At 78.3% G+C, this 577-nt stretch carries 1 protein-coding gene; it reads right to left on the minus strand.

Features of this window, described 5'->3' with window-relative positions:
* Window positions 1-3 precede the first annotated feature (3 nt).
* On the minus strand, window positions 4-577 hold a 574-nt coding region (locus ACTWLT_RS31550; protein WP_445321498.1), incomplete at its 5' end, for a glycosyltransferase family 9 protein.

Here is a 577-nt window from a genome sequence, read left to right on the forward strand (position 1 = left end):
TGTTCATCGGCCACCACCGCTGACCGCCAGCATCCGCAGCGCGTCGACCACCTCGGCGGGGTCGAGGCCGCTCAGGCAGGGATGCCCGGGGACCGGGCAGCTCGCCGCCCGGGTGTCGCGGCAGGCGGCACCGGCGTCACCGAGCCGGACGGTGGGCACCCGGTAGGGGCCCCACTGTCCGAACGGAACGGTCGGTGCGAAGAGACTCACCACCGGCACCCCGGCCGCGGCTGCCAGGTGCGCGGGCCCGGTGTTGCCGACCACGACCGCGCCGGCGTCGGCGACGATCGCGGCCAGTCCGGGCAGGTCGGTCCGGCCACCGAGGTCGATGCCGCCGGCCGCCGCGACCGTGGCGGTGACCTCCCGCTCGTCGGGGCCACCGGTCACCAGCACCCGGTGCCCGGCCGCGGTCAGCGCCTCGGCGATGCGGGCCGCCAGTGCGGGCGGGCAGGCCCGGCTCGACGCGGCCGAGCCCGGGTGCAGCACCACGTAGCCGGGCTCGCCGAGGCTGGCCGGTCGCGGCGGCAGGACGTCCGGTCGGAGCCGGAGCACGGGTTCGTCGTCGGCGGGCAGCCGG

It is taken from the genome of Micromonospora yongxingensis (assembly GCF_052601155.1).